This is a genomic window from Salinicola lusitanus (assembly GCF_038648475.1).
GTDB lineage: Bacteria > Pseudomonadota > Gammaproteobacteria > Pseudomonadales > Halomonadaceae > Salinicola > Salinicola lusitanus.
Genome location: NZ_CP151919.1, coordinates 1786512 through 1808777 on the forward strand (window position 1 = coordinate 1786512; position 22266 = coordinate 1808777).

Annotated in this window: 21 protein-coding genes; 13 read left to right on the plus strand and 8 right to left on the minus strand. The window is 65.2% G+C overall.

Annotated elements, in window-relative coordinates; genetic code table 11:
• Positions 1 to 207 precede the first annotated feature (207 nt).
• From AAGT95_RS08275 to AAGT95_RS08295, 5 genes are all read left to right on the plus strand, one after another.
• A complete protein-coding gene (locus AAGT95_RS08275) occupies positions 208 to 708 on the plus strand; it encodes a DUF6438 domain-containing protein (protein WP_342596164.1) in 501 nt (166 codons plus the stop codon).
• A gap of 147 nt (positions 709 to 855) precedes the next feature.
• Positions 856 to 1029: a hypothetical protein gene (locus AAGT95_RS08280; RefSeq protein ID WP_162619783.1), complete on the plus strand. Its 174-nt coding sequence runs from the start codon at positions 856 to 858 to the stop codon at positions 1027 to 1029.
• A gap of 227 nt (positions 1030 to 1256) precedes the next feature.
• Positions 1257 to 1793 (plus strand): gamma carbonic anhydrase family protein, encoded by a 537-nt coding sequence (locus AAGT95_RS08285; protein WP_110597614.1) that lies wholly within the window; start codon positions 1257 to 1259, stop codon positions 1791 to 1793.
• Between the two features lie 176 nt (positions 1794 to 1969).
• Positions 1970 to 2290: a thioredoxin family protein gene (locus AAGT95_RS08290; protein ID WP_342596165.1), complete on the plus strand. Its 321-nt coding sequence runs from the start codon at positions 1970 to 1972 to the stop codon at positions 2288 to 2290.
• A gap of 67 nt (positions 2291 to 2357) precedes the next feature.
• Positions 2358 to 3290: a DUF808 domain-containing protein gene (locus AAGT95_RS08295; protein WP_110597612.1), complete on the plus strand. Its 933-nt coding sequence runs from the start codon at positions 2358 to 2360 to the stop codon at positions 3288 to 3290.
• Positions 3291 to 3312: 22 nt separating this feature from the next.
• On the opposite strand, the gene AAGT95_RS08300 is transcribed toward AAGT95_RS08295, so the two are convergent.
• Positions 3313 to 3894: a gamma-glutamylcyclotransferase gene (locus AAGT95_RS08300; RefSeq protein WP_110597611.1), complete on the minus strand. Its 582-nt coding sequence runs from the start codon at positions 3892 to 3894 to the stop codon at positions 3313 to 3315.
• A 162-nt stretch (positions 3895 to 4056) separates the two neighbouring features.
• Between AAGT95_RS08300 and AAGT95_RS08305 the strand changes: the two genes are divergently transcribed.
• Positions 4057 to 4707: a hypothetical protein gene (locus tag AAGT95_RS08305; RefSeq protein WP_342596166.1), complete on the plus strand. Its 651-nt coding sequence runs from the start codon at positions 4057 to 4059 to the stop codon at positions 4705 to 4707.
• A 4-nt stretch (positions 4708 to 4711) separates the two neighbouring features.
• On the opposite strand, the gene AAGT95_RS08310 is transcribed toward AAGT95_RS08305, so the two are convergent.
• The 3 genes from AAGT95_RS08310 to AAGT95_RS08320 all read right to left on the minus strand — a co-directional run bounded on the left by AAGT95_RS08310 (position 4712) and on the right by AAGT95_RS08320 (position 7065).
• On the minus strand, positions 4712 to 4984 hold the full coding sequence (locus tag AAGT95_RS08310) for a hypothetical protein (protein WP_110597609.1): 273 nt from the start codon (positions 4982 to 4984) through the stop codon (positions 4712 to 4714).
• Positions 4985 to 5103: 119 nt separating this feature from the next.
• Positions 5104 to 6342, minus strand: a complete 1239-nt coding sequence (locus AAGT95_RS08315) for a nucleobase:cation symporter-2 family protein (protein ID WP_342596167.1) — start codon at positions 6340 to 6342, stop codon at positions 5104 to 5106.
• A 249-nt stretch (positions 6343 to 6591) separates the two neighbouring features.
• Positions 6592 to 7065: a YkvA family protein gene (locus AAGT95_RS08320; RefSeq protein ID WP_342596168.1), complete on the minus strand. Its 474-nt coding sequence runs from the start codon at positions 7063 to 7065 to the stop codon at positions 6592 to 6594.
• A 211-nt stretch (positions 7066 to 7276) separates the two neighbouring features.
• On the opposite strand from AAGT95_RS08320, the gene AAGT95_RS08325 reads away from it, so the two are divergent.
• Both AAGT95_RS08325 and AAGT95_RS08330 read left to right on the plus strand, forming a co-directional pair.
• Positions 7277 to 8551, plus strand: a complete 1275-nt coding sequence (locus tag AAGT95_RS08325) for a Zn-dependent hydrolase (protein WP_342596169.1) — start codon at positions 7277 to 7279, stop codon at positions 8549 to 8551.
• Positions 8548 to 9987: an amidase gene (locus AAGT95_RS08330; protein ID WP_342596170.1), complete on the plus strand. Its 1440-nt coding sequence runs from the start codon at positions 8548 to 8550 to the stop codon at positions 9985 to 9987. The genes AAGT95_RS08325 and AAGT95_RS08330 overlap by 4 nt, the downstream gene beginning before the upstream one ends.
• A gap of 37 nt (positions 9988 to 10024) precedes the next feature.
• On the opposite strand, the gene AAGT95_RS08335 is transcribed toward AAGT95_RS08330, so the two are convergent.
• A complete protein-coding gene (locus tag AAGT95_RS08335; protein ID WP_342596171.1) occupies positions 10025 to 10993 on the minus strand; it encodes an AraC family transcriptional regulator in 969 nt (322 codons plus the stop codon).
• Between the two features lie 186 nt (positions 10994 to 11179).
• Between AAGT95_RS08335 and AAGT95_RS08340 the strand changes: the two genes are divergently transcribed.
• The 3 genes from AAGT95_RS08340 to AAGT95_RS08350 all read left to right on the plus strand — a co-directional run bounded on the left by AAGT95_RS08340 (position 11180) and on the right by AAGT95_RS08350 (position 16588).
• Positions 11180 to 12412, plus strand: a complete 1233-nt coding sequence (locus AAGT95_RS08340; protein ID WP_342596172.1) for an MFS transporter — start codon at positions 11180 to 11182, stop codon at positions 12410 to 12412.
• Between the two features lie 143 nt (positions 12413 to 12555).
• A complete protein-coding gene (gene pgm, locus AAGT95_RS08345; protein ID WP_342596173.1) occupies positions 12556 to 14220 on the plus strand; it encodes a phosphoglucomutase (alpha-D-glucose-1,6-bisphosphate-dependent) in 1665 nt (554 codons plus the stop codon).
• A 229-nt stretch (positions 14221 to 14449) separates the two neighbouring features.
• Complete coding sequence (locus AAGT95_RS08350) at positions 14450 to 16588, plus strand: methyl-accepting chemotaxis protein (protein ID WP_342596174.1); 2139 nt, start codon at positions 14450 to 14452, stop codon at positions 16586 to 16588.
• On the opposite strand, the gene stpA is transcribed toward AAGT95_RS08350, so the two are convergent.
• The gene (gene stpA, locus AAGT95_RS08355) at positions 16589 to 17860 is read right to left on the minus strand and encodes a glucosylglycerol 3-phosphatase (RefSeq protein WP_342596175.1); all 1272 of its coding nucleotides are present in this window, start codon (positions 17858 to 17860) and stop codon (positions 16589 to 16591) included.
• A gap of 258 nt (positions 17861 to 18118) precedes the next feature.
• Between stpA and AAGT95_RS08360 the strand changes: the two genes are divergently transcribed.
• Together AAGT95_RS08360 and AAGT95_RS08365 are read left to right on the plus strand one after the other, a co-directional pair.
• The gene (locus AAGT95_RS08360) at positions 18119 to 18607 is read left to right on the plus strand and encodes a pyridoxamine 5'-phosphate oxidase family protein (protein ID WP_110597601.1); all 489 of its coding nucleotides are present in this window, start codon (positions 18119 to 18121) and stop codon (positions 18605 to 18607) included.
• Between the two features lie 133 nt (positions 18608 to 18740).
• Positions 18741 to 19784: a CNNM domain-containing protein gene (locus AAGT95_RS08365; protein ID WP_342596176.1), complete on the plus strand. Its 1044-nt coding sequence runs from the start codon at positions 18741 to 18743 to the stop codon at positions 19782 to 19784.
• Here the strand turns inward: AAGT95_RS08365 and AAGT95_RS08370 are convergent.
• Positions 19755 to 20948 (minus strand): alpha-hydroxy acid oxidase, encoded by a 1194-nt coding sequence (locus tag AAGT95_RS08370; protein ID WP_342596177.1) that lies wholly within the window; start codon positions 20946 to 20948, stop codon positions 19755 to 19757. The two genes, AAGT95_RS08365 and AAGT95_RS08370, sit on opposite strands and share 30 nt — an antisense overlap.
• A complete protein-coding gene (locus AAGT95_RS08375; protein ID WP_342596178.1) occupies positions 20945 to 22195 on the minus strand; it encodes an NAD(P)/FAD-dependent oxidoreductase in 1251 nt (416 codons plus the stop codon). The genes AAGT95_RS08370 and AAGT95_RS08375 overlap by 4 nt, the downstream gene beginning before the upstream one ends.
• Positions 22196 to 22266 lie beyond the last annotated feature (71 nt).

Below are 22266 nucleotides of genomic sequence, written 5' to 3' on the forward strand. Positions count from 1 at the left end.
AGCGGAGGTAGCGCTGTAAATTGTCGCAGGGTGCATGAAGCCGCGCGGATTTAAACGATGATTTTATAAATTTAATATTCAGGTCGAGAGCGTGCGTGCCATCATGGAATCATCGGATTTCCTAACAATACTGAAAGCTTTTCAGTGTTGTTTTTAAACTAGATGAACTAAAAAAATTTCAGGTGTGACAAAAAGGAGAGCACTCGAATGCGATGGAAAATCCGCTGTTTCGTCGCGGCACTTGGTGTACTGGCAGTCAGCGGATGCGCTCGACAGGAGCTGGCCGCGCCCCATGAATCGGCCATCACTGCCATTCGATACCAGGTCGGTCCCTGCCATGGAACTTGCCCGGTCTATCGTGTCGAGCTTCAGCAGAATGGTGCGACACGCTTCATCGGCGAGCGCTATACCGCCGTCGAGGGCGAGCGGATGACAACCGGCGACCCGGAGCGTTTTGCGCTGGTGAAACAGCGTCTCTCGGCCTGGCAGCCAACCATGGGTACCACGCTGAAGACGGCCGAGACGCCGCGTTGCGGGCCGCGGGCAACGGATTTCTCCCACTACACGGTGACCTGGATACGCCGCGACGGTGAAACGGCGGTGCTTGAGCATGATAGCGGCTGCCGGTCGGATGACGCGCGCCAGCTCACCGCTGTACTGCAGTCGCTTCCCGAGACGTTGCAGATCGCGAACTGGGTGCAGCCTTGAACCCCGAACGTCGGCGTGTCGTCGCGGCAGGCATGGCGACGCTCTCCTTTCGACCATTCCGTGCTTGACGGCCATCGTTTCGTTTAGCATGCTAATAAGGTCTCGCGACAAAACGTCGCAGGGCATCCCATTACCGAAGGAGTGGTCATGAAAGCGTTCAACAAGCTGTTTTCGATGTTGGCCGCCATCGTCGTCTCCGCCGTGTTGCCGTTTTCCATGGCAGCGGAGAGCGAGGCCAGCCAGCACCAGAATTCCTATAGCGGTAGCAGTGTCACCACCTCCGTTACCAGCGAGAGCAAGCAGGACGACGAATCCGCCTAGCAGTGACGGGCAGGCGTCGTGGCGAGGTAACGGGTGAGCAGCCAGCGTGAACGAGAGGCCCCGGCGTCGATACGATGCCGGGGCCTCTTTGCGTCGGTGCCTGCGCTTGCCGGGGCGAGCGAACCGGCGGCAGGTGCCTGGGGAAGCAGGTGCTCTGGGGCTAAAGTCGGCTGGTGGCGGGTCCCGGCGCGGGCGAGGATAAGCCTCTTTCCGTCGGAGCCGAGCCCATGCCTGTCTATGCCTATTTCGACGCGGTACCGAGTCTGCCGGACCGGAATCGTCACTGGATCGCGCCAAGCGCTCACGTCATTGGCCAGGTCGAACTCGGGGAGGATGTGGGGATCTGGTTCAACGTGGTGATCCGTGGCGACAATGATCGCATCGTGATCGGCGCGGGCAGCAATATCCAGGAGGGATCCATGCTGCATACCGATCCCGGTTTCGTGCTGCGTGTCGGTCGTGGCTGTACCGTTGGTCATCACGCGATCCTGCACGGCTGCACCCTGGGCGACAACACGCTGATCGGCATGGGGGCTACCGTGCTCAACGGCGCCGAGATCGGCAGCAACTGCCTGGTCGGTGCCAATGCGTTGGTGACCGAAGGCAAATCCTTTCCCGACAACTCGCTGATCGTGGGCGCGCCGGCAAAAGCCGTGCGCACGTTGGACGACAAGGCGATCGAGGGGTTGAAAGCGTCGGCCGCGCACTATGTCGAGCGCTGGCAGGCGTTCTCCCGCGGGTTGAAACCGCTCGATCTAGATTGAAGCGCCGGAGATCGAGCGAGGTGCGAGCCCGCTCTCTCCCGTTGGCTGGTCGAATGCCGGGGGGCTTTTGCCCGAGCTCCTCGCGCCGGCGATGTTGTTGGCGTTTGCGGTAACTTCCCCCGTTCATGTCTACAGTGTGCTGGCGGGACTGCAAAAGACCGGGCCAGGAGAGTGCCATGACGAACCACTACACGACGGACGAACCGGATCGCGAAGCCCTGCGTGCCATCCCGGGGCCTGTCGTGGTCGAATTCGGCGCGCCCTGGTGCCCCTGGTGTCAGGCTGCCCGGCCACGGATCGACGAGGCGTTCGCGGGCCACGAAGGCCTGACGCACTTCAAGATCGAGGATGGCAAGGGCCGCCCGCTGGGCCGAGCTTTCCGGGTCAAGCTCTGGCCGACGCTGATCTTCCTGCGGGATGGTGAGGAGGTCGCGCGCTGCGTGCGTCCGGAATCGGCGGAGTCCGTGAAGCAGGCGCTGGCAAGAATCGTCACATGAGGGTGAGGGTTTCCGCTACGCTTGGCATCATCCAGCCGTGCTTTGATCGATCGAGAGGGGAAGACTCGTGGCCGCAGGCAGTTTACTGACACTACTCGACGACATCGCCACGCTGCTCGACGACGTATCCCTGATGACCAAGGTCGCTGCCAAGAAGACGGCAGGGGTGCTGGGGGACGATCTGGCGCTCAATGCCCAGCAGGTCACCGGCGTTCGTGCCAATCGGGAGCTGCCGGTCGTCTGGGCGGTAGCGAAAGGGTCGCTGCGCAACAAGCTGATTCTGGTCCCCGCGGCGCTGCTGATCAGCGTCGTCGCTCCCTGGCTGATCACGCCGCTGCTGATGCTGGGGGGCGCGTTTCTCTGCTACGAAGGGGCGGAAAAACTGGCCCACAAGTTTCTGCACGACGGAGGAGAAGCGAGCAAGGAGGCGGTGCGGGCCGCGGCGCAACTGAAGTCGAAAGAGGAGCGCCTGGCTTTCGAGAAGGAGAAGATCAAGGGAGCGGTTCGTACCGACTTCATCCTCTCGGCGGAGATCATCGCCATCACGCTCGGCTCGGTGGCCAGCGCCAGCTTCCTGCAGCAGGTCGCGGTGCTGGCGATCATCGCCGTCGCCATTACCGCCGTGGTCTATGGCCTGGTGGCAGGTATCGTCAAGCTCGACGATCTCGGCCTCTATCTCACCGAGCGTGCCACGCGCGTCGCCCAATCGATCGGCCGTGCCATCCTGTGGGCGGCACCCTACCTGATGAAGCTGCTGTCGATCGTCGGCACCATCGCGATGTTCCTCGTCGGCGGCGGTATTCTGACCCACGGCATCCCCTTCATTCACCACGGCATCGAGGATCTCGCCGAGGCGCCCGGCGAGATCCCGGGTGTCGGCACGATCATTCAACCGCTGACGCCCATGCTGTTGAATCTCGGTTTCGGCCTCCTGGCCGGTGCACTGGTGCTTGGCGCGGTCTTGCTGATCAAGAAGTTCCGATCCGGTAGCAGCCACTGAGGCGAGCCATAGCTGGCTCACCTCAGCGACAGTCACCGAGCAGCGCGCGCTCCAGGGCGAACACGTGGGCGTCCTCGAACCCCAGCTCGCGCAAGGCGGCGGCCAGATTGAGCAGGTAGTCGCGATTGGGACCGCTGGGACCGTGGGATTCGGCGATCTGGCGCGCGATGGCCGCTTCCTCGGCGGGGCCGAGATAGGCCGCGTTATCCTCCCCCGCCAGATAGACGACGCCTTCGGTCCGTTCGACCTCTCCCGAGGGTGCGTCCTCGAACGTCATCTCGGTCACCACGCGCAGGTAGCCATTCTTCTCTCGAACATCCAGCGGTTCGAACACCCGGGGGGAAATGCGGTAGGCCATGCCGTGGCAGACGGCGTCGTCTTCCGGCACCAGTGTCACCACTCTTCCCGGTGCTTCCGGCGTACCGCGATGATCGTGAGAGCCTTGCCAGAAGCGACGCGTCCAGCCGCGAATCGATGCCGGCCGGCGCTCCAGATAATCGAAATCCGCCTTCCAGATCAGTGAGCCGTAGCCAAAGAGCCATACCGACTCGTGCTTGTCGAAGTAGGTCATCCGGCGGTTGTGGGCGGTGGTGTCGAAGGACATGGGACTCCGTTGCATGACGCTGGCGAATGCGCAATATGCGGTGGCCGGGAGGAGATCTCAAGGCCGCCTCTCGCCCTCGCGCACGCGAATCAGCCAGCGGTCGATTTGACAGCGTGCCCGCTGCTGCCATGTTGAAAGTCCGTACTGCTTCGAGGAGACAACATGGCCCGCCAGAGACGAATCGTCGAAGTCCTGATGCAGCGTCACGGTCGAACCTTCGCCAGTGAACTCGGCGTCGACCTGCGCAAGAACACGCCGTCGCCGCTGTTCCGCCTGCTCTGCTATTCGCTGCTGACCAGCGCGCCGGTCAGTGCCGACCTGGCGATGCGAGGCGCCAGGGCAATGGCCGAAGCCGGCTGGACGACGCCACGGAAGCTGCAGGCGAGCGACTGGGCGAGTCGGGCGCGGGTGCTCAACGAAGCCGGCTACGCCCGCGTCGACGAGAAGACGGCCACGCAGCTGGCCGACATGAACGCCGAGCTGCTGGACACCTACGCTGGCGATTTGCGCCAGCTGCGGGAAGCGGCGGCGGGCAGCCCGAAAGCCCTGCGCAAGCGGCTCAAGACGTTCAAGGGGATCGGCGGTACCGGTGCCGATATCTTCCTGCGCGAGGTTCAGGCGGTATGGGATGAATGCTATCCCTACGCCGACAAGGCAGCACTTTCGGCGGCTGACAAGCTGGGGCTCAAGGCCGATGCGGGGAAGCTCGCCAACAAGGTGTCACGCGAGGACTACCCCAGGCTGATGGCCGCACTGGTTCGTTGCAAGCTGACCAGGGATAGCCAGGGCGTGCTGGAGGCGGCGCAAGCCTGACCGCCTACCACTGCCGTTCAGGGGCGCTCAGCCATTGGCTTACCGGGCCGATACCGTCGGTGCACCAGGGTTCGCTCAGTCGGGTGATGAAAAAGCGAGTCTGCTTGCCGAATGCCCGACTCAAGCGGGAGCGCAGGAATTCGATCGGATCGGTCGACTCGATCAGCCACGTCGTGCGGAACAGTGCAATGGAGTCGAATCGCCGGAGCATCGACTCCAGGCGATGACGATCCATCCTTCCCAGCGGCCTGTCGAAGGTCAGGCAGTAGATACCCATGGCGTGCTCCTTGCTGCCGAATTAACCAGATCCAGTTCAGGGTAGCTCGTTCGGGGATCGATTGTCCTTATCGCGGATGAAGTCGGGAAGCCCCCGGTGACGCCGGCCGGCCAGGTGGCTCAGGGCACGGCAGGGTCCTTCGTGGCGGGTTCGTCGTCCGCCCGGGGCAGGATCAGGTTGAGAATGATCGACGCCAGCGCCCCCGGGATCAGGCCCGACTCCAGCAGCACGCCGATCTGCTGCGGGGCGCCCTGGTAGAGCCCGCTCTGGGCCGGCAGGCCGATCGCCAGCGCCAGCGATACGCCGACGATCAGCATGTTGCGCTTGTTGAACCTGGCGCGAGAGAGCATCTTCACTCCGGCGCTGGCGATCATGCCGAACATGATGATCACCGCGCCGCCCAGCGCCGCCGCCGGGATGGCCGATACCAGGGCTCCCAGCTTCGGCACCAGCCCCGCAAGAACCAGAAAGCCGCCGCCGAGCGCGACGACAAAGCGGCTGGCGACCCCGGTGAGCGCCACCAGGCCGACGTTCTGGCTGAAGCTGATCTGCGGGAAGGCGCCGAACAGTGCGGCAAAACTGCTCGAGAGCCCGTCGGCCATGACGCCGCCGGACAGCTCCCGCGCTGTCGGTTCGCGCTCGGCACCGCCGATCGCCGTGCCGGAGATGTCGCCGATCGATTCGGCGCAGGTGACCACGGCCATCAGCGTGATCGCCAGGATCGCCGCCGGATCGAAGGCAAGGCCGATCTCGAAGGGGATCGGAAGCTGGAACCAGCCGGCCTCGGCGACGCGGGAAAAATCGAGCAGGCCCATCGGTGCCGCCGCCACGCAGCCGACCAGGATGCCGATCAGCACCGCGGCCTCGGAGAGAAAGCCGCGGCAGAACTGGTGGAACGCCACGGTCACCACGAACACCAGCGTCGCCAGCAGCAAATGATGTGGTGCGCCGAAGTCCTCGGCGCCGACGCCACCACCGACGTAGGCAAACCCCACCGGCAGCAGCAGGATGCCGATCAGCAATACGAAGGTGCCCGATACCACCGGCGGGAAGAAGACGCTCAAGCGCCTGTAGCAGAGCCCCACCACCGCCATCGCCAGCCCACCGATCAGGGCGCCGCCGAACACCGCCGGCAACCCCTGGTTGGCGGCGATGGGAATCATCACCGGCACGAAGCCGAAACTGGTACCCATGACGATGGGCAGACGGGCGCCGAGAGGGCCGATGCCGAGCGTCTGGACCAGTGTCGCCACGCCCGCGACGAACATCGCCATCTGCACCAGGAACACCGTATCGGCACCCGAAAGCCCTGCCGCGCCAGCGATGATCAGCGGCACCGCGGCGTTGCTGACGAACATGGCCAGCACGTGCTGTATACCAAGAGGGATGGCTTTTCGCAGTGGCGGAAAATAGTCGACGTCGCGTAACGGGTTTTTCTTAGCGTCCTGATTTTCTTCGAATTGATGCGATGAATCCGACCGTTCTGCGGTATCCAGGCTCATGATCGACTCCCACGTTGATTGTTTTTATCCGCTCTTGGGAAACTACTGTAGATTGTTTTTGTGTACAAAAAAACTGCCAATGGGGCGTCGCTCGCGACGGCCGCTTCAGCGCTGTTCGGCCTGGGGCCACCAGCGCGCCAAGGCGGACTCCGCCTGGCATTTGACCTCCTCGTCAATATAGATCGATACCGCCACCAGCGCGGCAGCCAGCACGCTGGCATCATCGGTATAGCCGACACCGGCAATGAAGTCGGGAATGGCATCCAGCGGCGAGATGAAATAACCGAGCGCACCGATGATGGTCGACTTGGCCCACAACGGCACATCGGGGCGCTTCAGCACGAAATAGAGCTGCAGCGCCTTCAGCGCCACCTCGCGGCCGGCGCGTTTGCCGAAGCGGGTCATCTTCCGCCAGAAGCGCTCGTCGCTGTAACTCTCGGCATGGCTTTCGAGCCTGCCAGCGCGAGCTTCGCTCTCGTCGGGAAGCGTATCCGCTGCCTGGTACTGACCCAGAGGCCCGGTGTCATCGTGAGGCAGCGAGGGGGTGCTGTTGGAGAATATGCGGGGAGGGCGGGGCATGGTCGGGCTCCATCATCACGAGCTGTCGCGGTAGTCTAGCGCACGTCGGCGCGTCTCGGCTTGCGGCGAGCTTGATCCGACGCTGGCGGCGACGTCATGATCGATCGATACGTATCGATAGTGAGAACTGACGATCGCCGACTGACGCTCAAGCACAATACCCATGGCGCCGAGGTTCGCCGTGCTTCATCTCGATGATAAGGACAACGACATGAACGAGACACTTTCGACCGAGGTCAACGTGCCCGCCATCGATGGCGAACGCCTCTGGCAGACACTGATGGAGCTGGCCGTGATCGGCGGCACGCCCAAGGGGGGCTGCAATCGCCAGGCGCTGACCGAGCTCGACCGCGAAGGTCGTGAACTGCTGATCCGCTGGTGCGAGGCCGAAGGCCTGGCCGTGCGCTTCGATGCCATCGGCAACCTCTTCGCTCGCCGCGATGGCAGCAACGCCGACGCCGACCCGGTCGTCATCGGCAGCCATATCGACACCCAGCCCACCGGCGGCAAGTACGACGGTTGCTTCGGTGTGCTGGCGGCACTTGAGGTCATCCGAACGCTCAACGCCAACGGCATCGGGACCGAACGGCCGATCGAGCTGGTTTCCTGGACCAACGAAGAGGGCTGCCGTTTCGCGCCCTGCATGATGGGCTCCGGCGTGTTTGCCGGTCAGCTCACGCTGGAAGATGCTCTGTCGCGAACGGATGTCGACGGCATCACCGCGGGCGAAGCGCTCGAGGCGATTGGCTACGTCGGGGACGATGCCAATCGCCCCGGCCGGTTTGCGGCCTATCTCGAAGCCCATATCGAGCAGGGGCCGATCCTCGAGGACGAGGGCAAGACCATCGGCGTGGTCACCGGGGCGCTGGGGCTGAAGTGGTTCGATGTCACGGTGACCGGCATGGCGGCCCACTCCGGCTCGACGCCGATGCATCTGCGCCGGGATGCGCTGCTGGGCGCGACCCGGGTGGTCGAAGCGGTCAACCGGATCGCGCTGGCGCACCAACCCGACGGCCGCGGGACGGTGGGGGCGTTTCAGCTGCTGCCCAACTCGCGCAACGTGATCCCAGGACAGGTGACGCTGAGCGTCGACTTCCGGCACAGCGAGGGCGAGGTGCTCGACGCGATCGTCACCGAGTTTCGCCAGACGCTGGACGCCATCGCCCGCGAGACCGGACTCTCCATCGAGATCGCACCCACCGCCGATTATCCGCCGCAGCATTTCGCCGCCGATTGCATCGCCGCCGTGCGTCAGGGTGCCCAGGCCAACGGCTATGCACACCGGGATATCGTCAGCGGCGCCGGGCACGATGCCGTCTTCATCGGCGACATCGCGCCGGCGGCGATGATCTTCATCCCCTGCGAGAAGGGGATCAGTCACAACGAGAGCGAGTACGCCGCGCCGGAAGATGTCACTGCCGGCGCCAACGTATTGCTGCACGCGACGCTGAACCTGGCTGGGCTTGCGGCCGGGGCGGCGGCATGAGCAGCGACGAGGACACCAGCATGCGCAATGTAACGACGACCGAGCTGGCCGATCTGACCGCCCTCGAGGCCCTGGCGCTGTTCGAGCGGGGCGAGCTCTCGCCGGTGGAGTTGACCCGGGACTGCCTGGCGCGCATCGAGCGCCACAACCCGGTCGTCAACGCCTTCTGCCATGTCGATGGTGAGGGCGCGCTGGCGGCTGCGCGGGCATCGGAAGCGCGCTGGCGGCGTCATGATCCGATGGGGCCGCTGGATGGCGTGCCCAGCACGATCAAGGATTTGACCCTCACCGTCGGCATGCCGACCCGCAAGGGCTCGACGACGACGTCGGCGGATGGCCCCTGGACGAGCGATGCCCCTTTCACGGCGCGGATGCGCGAGGCGGGTGCCGTGCTGCTGGGCAAGACCACCACGCCGGAGTTCGGCTGGAAGGGGGTGACCGACAACCCGCTTTACGGCATCACCCGCAATCCGTGGAATCCCGAGCTGACCGCCGGCGGGTCTTCCGGCGGCGCCGGCGCCGCCGCAGCGCTCAACCTGGGCATGCTGCACCAGGGCAGCGACGCCGGCGGCTCGATCCGGATTCCCTGCGCGTTCACCGGCACGTTCGGCATCAAGCCGACCTTCGGCTGGATCCCTCAATGGCCGGCCAGTGCCATGACGACCCTGTCGCACCTGGGGCCGATGACGCGCACGGCCGCCGACAGCGCGCTGATGCTCTCGGTGATCGCCCAGCCCGATGCGCGGGACGGCTACGCCGGTCCTGACTGTCCGCTCGACTGGCTGGTCGCCGCGCCGCGTCGACTGGACGGCATGCGCATCGCCTACAGCCGTGATCTGGGCTACGTCTCGGTGGCGCCGGACATCCTGCGCGCCGTGGAGGCGGCGGTCGAACGGTTGCGGGCGCTGGGCGCGGAAGTGATCGACGTCGATCCGGGGTTCGACTCACCCAAGGTGAGCTTCGATACGCTCTGGCACGCGGGTGCCTCGCGGCTGCTGGACGGCTTGAGCGACGCCCAGATCGAAGCGCTGGACCCGGGCCTGCGTGCCATCGCCGAGCATGGCAAGACACTGTCGCTGACCGATTACCTGGTCGCTCGCGAGCAGCGCGCGGCTCTGGTGGCGCGGATGGCCGAATTTCACCGCGAGTTCGATCTGCTGGTGACCCCGACGATGCCGTTGTCGGCCTTCGCCGCCGGTCATGAAGTGCCACCCGGCAGCGACTATGTCGACTGGGTGGACTGGACCCCGTTCAGCTACCCCTTCAACCTCACCCAGCAACCCGCTGCCTCGCTGCCCTGCGGTCTGGACGACAATGGTTTGCCGGTCGGTCTGCATCTGGTCGGTCCGCGCTATCGTGACGACCGCGTGATGGCCGTGGCCCGGCTGCTGGAAACGCAGCTGCCCAGGTTGGTGCCGCCGCTGGCGATGGCGTGACCCGACGAGCGACGGCGTGGTGCGGAAGGCGTGGTCGTCAGCCGCCCCGCGCCTCGCCCGGTGTCTGCCCGGTGGCGCGTTTGAACGCGCGGCTGAAGGCGGCCTGGGAACCGTAGCCCAGCTGCCAGGCGACTTGATCGATGGAGAGGCGTTTCTCGCGGATCCACTGCGTGGCGAGTCGCATCCGTAGCTGCGTCACGTAGCCCAGTGGCGAAACACCCAGGACAGTGCGGAAGCGCTCGGCGAAGGCCGAGCGTGAGCTGCCCATTTCCGCCGCCATGTCGGCCACGCTCCAGTGGCGTCCCGGTTGGCGATGGACGGCCGCGATCACCTTGCCCAGGCGTGGGTCGCGCAGCGCCTCGACCCAGCCGCCGATCTCCGCACAGCCGCATTCGACCCAGCCGCGTACGATACTGGCGGCCACCACGTCCGCCAGCCGCGACAGGATGCCGGCAGCGCCGGCCCGGCTCAGGCTCGCCTCGCGCTCCATCGCCTCGAGCATCGGCAACATCTCCGGGTAGCGCGACAGCAGCGTTCCCACGTGCATCACGGCAGGCATCATCGAGACCAGCGGTTGCATGCCGCCGAGATCGAACTGCATGCAGCCGCTGAACAGCCGCACGCCCTGGCCTTGCTCGAGGCGCGCCGAGCCGTCGTCGATACAGCTGAACGAGTCGCAGAGCGGGATGGCGTCGATCTGCTCGATGTCACGACTCTCCACCTCGGGGGAGGAGAGCAGGCAGTGATGCCCGCCGCGCGGCAGCAGCACCGCATCGCCGCTCTCCAGCTGCTGCACGTCGTCGCCGATTCGCAGGATCGCCGAACCTTGCGCGATGAAGTGAAACTGCGCGCAGGTGGCATCGGTGTCGAAGGCGATGGCGAACGGCGCTCTCATCTGCACGCGCCGATAGCTCAACCCCGAAAGCCGCATTCCGAGCAAGAGCGCGTTGATCCACTCGCTGGACTTCCGGAGCGGCGGCTGTCCCATCGGCGGGGTGTCAGGCACGCGACTCTCGGGCGATAGCGTGTCGGCCGATCGGCGGTCGGGAGAGCGGGGGGAGGACGACTGAGAGATCGAGGGTTTCATCGTTATCTCGGACTTTTGATCAAAGATCCTGGAGTTTTGATGATAGCGGATCTTGCGATGCTACTTTAGTCTACGCAGCATCTCAATGATCGATGGATGTCTCACATGACCACGAACGACTCGCACGATACACGCCCGACGGGGGCATCCCGAGGGGCCTGGAGCGCCGTTTTCTCGTTGACGCTGGGTGTCTTCAGCCTGGTGATGGCCGAGTTTCTGCCGGCCAGCCTGCTGACGCCAATGGCGGACTCGCTGGCGATCAGCGAGGGCCAGGCGGGGCAGGCCGTCACGGTGACGGCGGTGGTGGCGCTGCTGTCGGGGTTGCTGGTGACCTCCGCCACCCAGCGGCTCGACCGTCGCCACGTGCTGCTGGGATTTTCCGGGCTAATGATCGCTGCCAATCTGTTGGTCGCCTACTCGCCGGACCTGATCTGGCTGCTGGCCGGGCGGGTGCTGCTGGGCGTGGCGCTGGGCGGATTCTGGGCGCTCTCCGCCGCTACCGTCATGCGACTGGTGCCGGAGCACGACGTGCCGCGCGCGCTGTCGCTGCTTTTTACCGGCGTCCCCATCGCCACCATCAGTGCCGCGGCACTGGGCAGCTATCTCGGCGACCTGGTCGGCTGGCGTAACGTGTTTCTGCTCGCGACGGCGATATCGGTAGCGACGCTGATCTTCCAGTACGTCACCTTGCCGTCCATGACGCCGGAGCGTCCCACCCCGCTCGGCACGCTGGTGAGCGTGATGAAACGACCGGGCATGATGGTCGGTATCGTCGCCATCCTGCTGGTGTTCTGTGGCCATTTCGCCTTCTTCACCTACATCCGTCCGTTTCTCGAGGGCGTGTCGCACATGGGGATCAATGCGCTCTCATCGACCCTGCTGGCGTTCGGGGTGGCTAACTTCGTCGGGACCCTGGCCGCGGGGTATCTGCTCGAGCGCAGCCTGCGTCTGACATTGGTGCTGATGCCGCTGATCATGGGCTCGCTGGGCTGGCTGCTGGCGACGCTGGGCGGCTTTTCGCTGGGGACCGATGCCCTCATGGTCGCGCTGTGGGGCTTCGCCTTCGGCGCCGTGCCGGTGGCCTGGTCGACCTGGATCACCCGTGTCGTGCCGGACGAAGCCGAGAGTGGCGGTGGCCTGATCGTCGCATCGATCCAGTTGGCGATCGCCCTGGGAGCGGCCGTGGGAGGCGTTGTCTTCGGCATCGGCGGCGTGCTGGCCGTCTGCGCCACCGCGGGCACGCTGCTGCTGGTCGCGGCCGCACTGGTACTCGCGGGCGTGAGAACGAGGCCGGTGCCGGCTGGCGAAGGCGACACGGTGGTGGCTAGCTGTCAGTAGGCGATGGGCCGGTGTTGTCGGTACGACCGACCGGGCGAGGTGAGACGCGGCAAGCATGGCCGAGCTCATCTTGCCTGTCGGGCGTTGAAGATGGTCTGCTATAAGAAAGGCATTCCTCCCCAGACCATCGAAAGGAACTGACGATGAGCATCGATTCCCAAGCAGGACGCTTGCCGGACGAGCACAGCCTCGCCAATATTCCGCGCCTGGTGTCGCGCTACTACAGCGAGCGGCCGGACCCCAGCGACCCGGGCCAGCAGGTGGCTTTCGGCACCTCGGGCCATCGCGGCTCCTCGTTGAAGACCAGTTTCAACGAATGGCACATCCTGGCCACGACCCAGGCGATCTGCGAGTACCGCGAAGCGCAGGGTGTCGACGGCCCGCTGTTCATCGGCATGGACACCCATGCGCTCTCCGAGCCGGCATTCTGCTCGGCGCTGGAAGTGCTGGCGGCCAACGGTGTCGAGACGCGCATCGATGCCGGCTGCGAAGAAACCGGTGGCGAGGTGGGGTACACGCCGACGCCGGCGATCTCCAACGCCATTCTGGTCTACAACCAGGGCCGCAGCGGCGGGCTGGCCGACGGTATCGTCATCACCCCTTCTCACAACCCGCCTGGCGATGGCGGGTTCAAGTACAACCCGACCAACGGCGGGCCGGCCGATACCAACGTCACCAAGTGGATCCAGGAGCGGGCCAACGAACTGCTCGCCGGCGGCCTCGAGGGCGTTCGCCGCATCGGTTATGCCGAAGCCCTGAAGGCGCCGACCACCCAGCGTTTCGACTATATCGAGAGCTATGTCGGTGGCCTCGACAAGGTCATCGACATGGCCGCGATCCGCGACTCCGGGCTCAGGTTCGGCGTCGATCCGCTGGGCGGTGCCGGGGTGCACTACTGGCCGCGGATCGCCGCGAAGTACGACCTGCCGCTGGAGGTGATCTCGACCACCGTCGATCCGACCTTCCGCTTCATGCGCGTCGACTGGGACGGCAAGATCCGCATGGACTGCTCGTCGCCCTACGCCATGGCCGGGCTGATCGAGAACAAGGATCGCTTCGATGTCTCCTTCGCCTGCGACACCGATCACGATCGCCACGGCATCGTCGCCCGCTCGACCGGACTGCTGAATCCCAACCACTATCTCGCCGTTGCCATCGAGTATCTGTTCACCCATCGCCCGAACTGGAGCGACAAGGCCGCCATCGGCAAGACTCTGGTGTCGTCGTCGATGATCGATTACGTCGCCCAAGGGCTGGGTCGAGACGTGGTCGAGGTGCCGGTGGGCTTCAAGTGGTTCGTCGACGGCCTGATCGAGGGCAGCCTCGGCTTCGGTGGCGAAGAGTCCGCCGGCGCCTCGTTCCTGACCCTAGACGGCAAGCCCTGGTCCACCGACAAGGACGGCATCATTCTCGGCCTGCTTGCCGCCGAGATCACCGCCGTCACCGGCAAGGACCCGGGCGAGCGCTACCAGGCGCTGACCGAACGCTTCGGTGCGCCGGTCTACGAACGCGTCGATGCCCCGGCCAACCGTGAGCAGAAGGCGAGGCTCGGCAAGCTGTCGCCCGAGCAGGTCAGCGCCGACACGCTGGCGGGCCACCCGATCACCCGCAAGTTGACCGAGGCGCCCGGCAACGGCGCCGCCATCGGCGGGCTCAAGGTGGTCACCGACGCCGGCTGGTTCGCCGCACGTCCCTCCGGCACCGAGGACGTCTACAAGATCTACGCCGAGAGCTTCGAGGGCGAAGCGCATCTCAAGCGGATTCAGCAGGAGGCCAAGGCGCTGGTCGACGAGGTACTGGCGGGCTGACGCCGGGTACGGGACCGGGAGACCCCGCTCTCCCGGCCCCGCCCGCCGGTCGCTCGGCCATCATCCGGACCAGCCAGGCGCCCCTCGGCAAGTCGCGATGCAACGTCGTACTGCCGAGCGCGAGCCGTTTTCGCCGAAAGCCTAAAGTTGCCTTCGACATGGACGATATCTCCTCTGTCAATTTCGATGCCGTGCCCCGGGCGGCGCCTTCCTATGGCAGGGATACCCCATGCATTTCAAATCTATACGCACACTGGTCACGCTTCTGGTGGGCGCTTGTATCGTGCTGGTCGCCGCTGCTCTGGTGGGCTACTCCTTTTATGCCGACGCGCGCTCGCAGGCGCTGGTGGACGCTCGCACCCATGCGCTGCTCGAGTCGAGCATCGACCGGCGCCTCTCTGCCGTGGCCGGCCGCCAGGCCGAAAGCATCCAGGCCCGACTCGAACACGCGCTGACCCTGGCGCGAAACCTGGCCAGTACCAATGCCCTGATGGGGGAGGTCGACGATCAGGGTCGGCGTCGGCTTCTCCTCGGTCGCGACGAACTCTCCAACCTGGTGCGCCAGACGGTCGTCGACAATCCCGATCTGCTCGACGCCTTCATCGGCTGGGAGCCCGATGCCTTCGGCAGTGACCGCTACTACACCGGAAGAGAGGATGCCGGCTACGGCGAGGATGGCCGCTTCATGCCGTGGTGGTATCGGACCGAGGATGGCAAGGTCGCGGTGCTGCCGCTGGGCGAGACGATGGATAGCAGCAAGACGATGGACAGCGGTGTGCGAGAAGGGGAGTACTACCTCTGTCCCAAGGAGACCGGCAAGCCCTGCATCATCGACCCGGCACCATACGACTACAATGGCAAGACGCTGATGGTGACCTCCTTCAACGTACCGATCATGGTCGACGGCCAGTTCCGCGGTAGCGCCGGCGTCGACCTCTCCGTCGACTTCATCCAGGGGCTGCTGGCCGATGCCAGCCGCTCGCTCTACGACGGCGCCGGTGACTGGACCCTGGTCGCCCCGCAAGGTGGGATTACCGCCCGCACCGGCGAACCCTCCGGCGTGGGCAGCAACGCGGAGACATTCTTCGATGCCGCCATCAACGCCCGGCTTGCCGAGGCGCGCCAGGGGCAGCCGGTCCTCGACAGCCACGAGGGCCAGATCGAGATGCTATGGCCGTTCACCGTCGGTCCGGCCGACAGCAAGCCATGGGTACTGATGATCCGGCTGCCCCAGAGCGTGGTCATGGCCGGGCTGACCGACCTGCGCCAGCAGCTCGCCAGCCAGCGTCACCACGACACGCTCGCGATGCTCGCGGTGGGTGTCGGCGTGGCGCTGCTGGGCCTGTTCGCCGGTTGGCTGCTCGGCGGTAGCCTGTCGCGGCCGCTCAGACGGCTGGCGTTGCGGATGCGCGAGATCGCTTCCGGCGACGGAGACCTCACCCAGCGCCTGCCGGTGCGCGGCCGCAACGAGAGCGCCGAGCTGGCGATCCAGTTCAACGCCTTCGCCGACAAGATGCACGAGGTCATGCTCGAGGTGCGCGAGAGCAGCGAGTCGGTACGCGCCGCATCCCAGGAGATCGCCAGCGGTAGCGAAGATCTGTCGCGCCGCACCGATGCCATGGCGGCCAGCCTGCAGCAGACCTCGGCCTCGATGGAGGAGCTCACCAGTACGGTCGACCACACCGCGCAGTCGGCGCGCCAGGTCGATCAGATGGCGGTATCCGCCACCGACGCGGCGCGCCGCGGTGGCGAGGTCGTCGGTGACGTCGTCAATACCATGGGTGAGATCGAAGCCTCCTCGCGCCAGATCGCCGAGATCGTCACCACCATGGATGGCATCGCGTTCCAGACCAACCTGCTGGCGCTCAACGCCTCGGTGGAGGCTGCTCGCGCCGGTGAACAGGGCAAGGGATTCGCGGTCGTCGCCCAGGAAGTGCGCAACCTCGCCAGCCGCAGCGCCGACGCCGCGCGCCAGATCAAGTCGCTGGTGGATGTCGCCAGCGGCAAGACGCAGCTGGGTGCGGAGCGCGTCCGCCATGCTGGCGAGGCGATGGAGGAGATCGTTGCCAGCATCGCCCGGGTGACCGACGTGCTGGGCGAGATCAGCGCGGCGACCAGCGAGCAGAGTCAGGGGATCGGCCAGGTCAATCAGGCCGTGGCGGAGATCGACCAGGTCACCCAGCAGAATGCGGCGATGGTTCAGCAGACCGCGACGGCGGCGGTCGAGCTGCGTCACCAGTCGCAGCGTCTGGCCGTGACGGTGGGGGCGTTCCGGCTCGCCGACATGCCGGCGCCCGCCTTGAGCGGGGAGAGCACATCGACGCAGCCGCGGCTGCAGCCGCCGCGGCGCGCGGTGCCGGCCGTCTGATCAGCGCCGCGCGGCCAGCTCGCAGAAGAAGTCGACATACTGGGTGTGGCCTTCGGGAAAGATCACATCCAGCGTCAACGGATCCTCGGCATCGCTGATCCCTTCCAGGGCCGGCCAGACGACGATGTCGGGATTCCCGGCGTGGCGCGCCAGCCGCTCGGCGTCGATGCCGGCGCGGCGAACCTCGCCACCGCTGCTGTCGACATAGAGTACCCGGTTGCCGCTGTCGAAAGCGTTACCCAGTTGCTGAACGAGCGTCAGGAAACCGCGGTCGCTGCCGCCGCGCTGGCGCTCGCCGCCCGCATCGCCAGATGGAATGAACGATGTCACGGTATCTCCCACCCCGACGATGCGCGGCATCAGCGCGGGATCGAAACGGTCGCGGGCCAGTTCCAGCAATGCCGCCTGATCGCGGGGCGCCTCGCGGGCGTTGAAGCCCTCGCCCAACGGGTAATGCCCCGTATGGCGATGGTAGTAGCGGTTGAGGATGACCAGCACCCCCACCTCCTTGACGCCGCCGCGCAGCATCAGCTGGAAATCGGTGGTGCCGGCCCCTTCCCCGTTCTCGTCGCCCTGTCGCAGGCGCTCGTTGCCCTCGCCATCCTGGCCGGCATTGGGCGCGTAGTGGATGAAGAAGGCGTCACCCATTCCCGACCGGCGGGCCGCCTCGAGCCGCTCGTGCATGAACTCGGCGACGTCGGCCTGTAGTGCCCGATAGCGCTCCGGCGTCGCCTGCCAGTGACGGTGGAAGACATTGAGGTTGAGTGTCGGCGAGGCGATGTTGTCGAGGACCGCCGCGGCGATCAGGTCGCGTCTCGCCTCGGACGGCAGGTCGTAGGGTGGCCGCGACAGCAGCGACTCGAGGAATGCCTCGGCCCGATCGGGAAACGTCTTCAGAAACGCCAGCTCGGCGTCGCTCACGCCGGGGTGCGACACCGCCCCGAAGCGGTCCTGCCACTGCACGCCACCGGCGGCCAGGCCGGGCAGGTAGCGCCCTTGCTCGCCAGCGCGATCCGGCGTCTCGAACAGCGCCTCGACGATGCCGTTCACGCCGCGGGAGCCAATGTGCTCGCCGTTGGTCAGCACGAAGAAATGGCCATCGAGCCGGCGGGTGGCGTCGAGGTAGCGTCGCTCCAGCTGGCGCGTCAGCGGATTGCCTACCAGTCCCATGCAGACGCCGTCGAGGTCCTGGATGACGAGCAGGTTGTCGGTGGCCGCCAGTTCGTCCAGCAGAGCGGCGTGATCGAGCGAGAAAGGGCGAGTCAGGGGCATGATGGGCGCCTTGGTCGGGGCGAGTGATGGTGGCGTTATCGGGCGAACGTTCACCAGTATAGCGTCAGCTCGTGGTCCGCATCGCGACGGTTTGCCGGACCGGGGCGCCCCGACTAGGCTTCTTGGTGGGCGTCGCCCAGGCTGCAAGACGCCCAGACGATCCCAGAACGTCAGTGCAAGACGCTCACGCCCGGATGGCGTGATGACAGCCCGGCGAAGGGGTAACCCCGCCAAGGGCAACATTAGCAGGAGGCAACGATGTCCAGTCCCGAGCACAAGCAGAAGATCTGGAAGCTGATCGAGAAGATCAAGGTCGGCATGTTGGTCACGCTCGACGATGGCGTGCCGCGAGCGCGCCCCATGCATCTGGTGCAGGATGCCTACGACGGCAAGCTCTGGTTCTATACGCGCCGCAGTGCCGAAAAGTCGTTCGAGGCGAAGCAGGATCAGGATGTCTGCATCACGTTCTCGGACCAGGATGACGGCATCTACGTGTCGATGTCCGGCCGGGCACGCCTCAACGACGATCCCGCGCTGATCGAGAAGTACTGGAATCCGTTCGTGGCCGCCTGGTTCACCGGTGGCAAGGAGGATCCGGACATCACCATGATGGAGATCGACATCGACTTCGGCGAGCACTGGCAGTCGCGTGAGAGCAAGACGTTCCAGCTCTACGAGATCGCCAAGGCCAACGTGAAGAAGGAGCATCAGCCGGATCTCGGCGAGAACGAGAAGTTCGGCCACTGAGCCGCCAGACCCGACCTGGCTTTTGATGCCGCCGATGTCCGATGGGATGTCGGCGGCGTTTCTCCGGGAGGCCATTGACAGTTGCGTGACAAGTCAGGATAAAGAGTCCTCACAAGTCACATAGCGACCCCCCATGTTTCTGCTGACGGCATTCGTCGTTCTCTCCATCGGTTTTTCCTTCGTCTGTTCGGTGCTGGAAGCCGCGCTGCTCTCGCTCACACCGAGTTATATCGCGCAGCTCAAGGACGACCGCCCCAGGCTTCACGACAAGCTCAACAAGCTCAAGTCGAATATCGATCGGCCGCTGGCGGCGATCCTCACGCTCAACACGATCGCTCACACCGTCGGTGCCACGGGTGTCGGCGCGCAAGTGGCCGTCGTGTTCGGCGATGCCCACGTGGCCATCGCCTCGGCCTTGATGACCTTCGGCATCCTGGTGTTCTCGGAGATCATCCCCAAGACCATCGGAGCGACCTACTGGCGCAGCCTGGCGCCTCTGCTGCCACCGACGCTGCGCTTCATGGTGTTGCTGCTGCTGCCCTTCATCTGGCTGTCGGAGATGATCACCAATCGTATCGCCAAGAACGAGGGCGATGTCGACATGCGCGGCGAGATCAAGGCGCTGGCGAGGATCGGGCTGGAAGAGAAGGCGCTGGATGCCGACGAGACCCGCACCATCACCAATATCCTCAATCTCCACGAGATCCCGGTGAAGAGCGTGATGACGCCGCGAACCGTATGTGAAACGGTGACGCCCCACATGACCGTGGCCGAGTTCGATGAGCGCTATGGCAAGACGCAGTTCACGCGTTTCCCGGTGATGGATGGCGGCGAGGATGCCCTGGGCTACGTGCACAAGTCGGATACCTACCACGCCGAGGATGGCGAGAGGCTGAAATCGCTGATGCACTCCGTCGCGATCATCGATGAGAACGACAGCGTCGAGCATGTCTTCACCGCCATGCTCAAGGATCACAACCACCTGCGCGTGGTCTACGACGACCATGGCAACTGGGTCGGGCTGATCACCATGGAAGACGTGATCGAGACGATCCTGGGCCAGGACATCATCGACGAGACCGACAACGTGCATAACCTGCGCAAGTACGCCAAGCAGCGTTGGCTGAAGCGCGTGCGTCCGGGACTATCACCCCGTTCCGGCGATGGGCCGGAGTGACGGTCGCAGGATATCCCGGTCCACTGCCTGAACGTCCGTGCGCCCGCAGAAAGCCATCGACAGGTCGAGTTCGTCTCTGATGATATCCAGCGCACGGGTCACGCCGGGCTCGCCAAGAGCGCCGAGCCCGTAGAGCATGGCGCGGCCGATGTAGACGCCTCGCGCGCCGAGCGCCAACGCCCTGAGCGTGTCCTGGCCAGAGCGTATCCCGCTGTCAAAATGAATCTCCGTTCTCGCGCCCACCGCCTCGACGATCTCCGGCAGCGTGGTGATGGACGATGCCGCGCCGTCCAGCTGTCGGCCGCCATGGTTGGAGACGACTACGGCGTCGGCGCCGCTTTCCACCGCCAAATGGGCATCGTCGGGGTGCTGGATGCCCTTGACGATCAGGGGACCGCCCCAGCGCTCCTTGATCCACTCCACGTCCGCCCAAGACAGGGTGGGGTCGAACTGCTCCTGCGTCCAAGCCACCAAGGATCGAATGTCGTCGACGCCGCGGGCGTGGCCGACGATATTGCCGAATTGACGGTGTCGCGTGCCGAGCATGCCCAAGCACCAGCGCGGTTTGCAAGCGAGGTCGAGAAGGTGTTTCGGCGTGAGTCGTGGCGGCACCGAAAGACCATTCTTGCGGTCCTTGTGTCGTTGACCGAAGACCTGAAGATCCATGGTGACCATTAACGCCGAACAGCGAGCAGCGCGGGCGCGCTCGATCAGGTCCTCGCTGAATCGACGGTCGCGCGTGACGTAGAGCTGAAACCAGAACGGATGGTGTCCGGTAGCGTTGGCCACCGCCTCGATCGAGCAGATACTCATCGTTGACAGCGTGAACGGGATGCCAGCGCGTTTTGCCGCCTGCGCTGCGAGGATCTCACCATCGGCGTACTGCATTCCCGTCAGTCCGGTGGGGGCGATGGCCACCGGCATGGAGACGGATTGCCCCGCCATCGTGGAGTCCAAACTGCGGTGGGTGATGTCGCAGGCCACGCGCTGACGGAACTCGAGTCGCTGCAGATCGCACTCGTTGGCGCGATAGGTTGACTCGGTCCACGAGCCGCCATCGACGTAGTCGTAGAACATCCTCGGCACGCGTTTGCGTGCCAGACGGCGCAGATCTTCGATGCAGGTGACGTGGCTCATGGCGTGGCGCTCACGTGGGTTGCTCAAGCGCGTTCGTAAGCCATGTAGGCATTCTGCAGCGCGATGTGGTCGGCAACGTACTTGGCGTCGTGCCAGACACCGTAGATGAACGACGAGGCCCGATTGACCAGATTGGGCAGGCCCAGAAAATAGATACCGCTCTCGGCGGAGATGCCACGCTTGTGGAACGGCAATCCCGCGTCGTCGAAGGCGTTGACTTGCAGCCAGCTGAAGTCGAATTGAAAGCCGGTAGCCCATAGCACGGTGGTAATGCCTTCTGCTTTCAGGTCGATTTCGAGGATCGGGGAGGTGAGGCAGTCGGGGTCGGGCAGGAGCTCCCAGGCTTCCGGCTCCGGCGGGAAATCCAGACCATTCTGCGCGATATACGCATCGGCTTCGCGCAGCACGTCGAAGTAGGCCTGGTCGCCCTGGGCGATGTTCTCCGCCAGTCCCTCGTCGAAGCGCAAGCGTCCCGCTTCCCAGGCACGGGTCAGGCCTACCAGCGTGATGCCGGCGTGGGCGAGCCGGCGGAAGTCCACGGTCCGGCCGCCTTCGTAACCGCTGACCGCGAAGGCGACATGCGCTTTTTTCGGGCGGATACGTACTTCGTCCCACAGGCCAAGGGCACCCAACCACCAACAGTAGTCGCGCCCGCGATACGCGCGCGGTGGCCGGTAATGCTCGCCCACCGACAGATAGACCCGCCGACCCGCCTGGCGCAACTCCTCGGCGATCTGTGAACCGGATGCGCCCGCGCCGACAACCAGCACGCCGCCATCGGGTAGCTGCTCGGGGTTCTTGTACGCCGAGGAGTGCAACTGCTGCACGTCGGCCGTTTCTGGAATGATGCGAGGGAAGGTCGGCTTCTGGAAGGGGCCGGTCGCCGCGACCACGTTGTCCGCCTCGTACTCGCCCTCGGAGGTCTCGACCCGGAACCCGCGTCGCCCCGTCAGGCGCTCCACCCGTTGCACCTCGATCCCGGTGCGAACCGGGGCCTTCAGCATCTCCGCATAGGTTTCGAAATAGTCAGCCATGCGCTCCTTCGGCGGGAAGGCGTCGGGTGAAACGCCCTCGAACGCGAGCGTCGGAAAACGGTCGTGCCAGGCGGGCCCGTTGGCCACCAGGGAGTCCCAGCGCTCGGAACGCCAACGCTCGGCGATGCGGGCGCGCTCTAGCACGATATGGGGAATGTTCATGAGCGATAGGTGCTCGCTCATGGCGATGCCTGCCTGGCCGGCACCGACCACCAGCGTGTTGATTCTCTCGACTGTCATGCAAGTTTCCTGAAGGGCTTGAAGCCCCCGTTGTGACGCGTGGAACGGATGCAGCATGTGGATGGGGGCAG